Raw genomic sequence first — 255 nt, 5'->3', positions numbered from 1 at the left:
CTACCTTATTTACTGTTATCTATGCTGGCTATGGTGCTAGCTTAGCGCGCTTAGCCAATCAAGCAGAAGTGGTGATTGGCTCGCCAGTAGCAGGACGCAATCGAGTAGAAACTGAAGGCTTGATTGGGTTTTTACTCAACACCTTAGCCCTGCCCTTATCGATTGCTGGTCAGTGCACTGGTACTGAACTGATTCGTAGAGCAAAAGCAAGTGTAGAGGCTGCTTTAGTCGATCAAGATCTACCGTTTGAGCGCT

1 protein-coding gene is annotated in these 255 nt (G+C 47.5%); it reads left to right on the top strand.

All coding sequences use genetic code 11. The features are described from left to right. A partial coding sequence (locus ICN41_RS11305) for a condensation domain-containing protein (protein ID WP_216293030.1) occupies window positions 1-255 on the top strand: 255 nt, incomplete at both ends.

Origin of the sequence: Polynucleobacter sp. 15G-AUS-farblos (assembly GCF_018882445.1) — a bacterium.
GTDB lineage: Bacteria > Pseudomonadota > Gammaproteobacteria > Burkholderiales > Burkholderiaceae > Polynucleobacter.
This window is presented reverse-complemented; position numbering and strand designations above follow the sequence as displayed.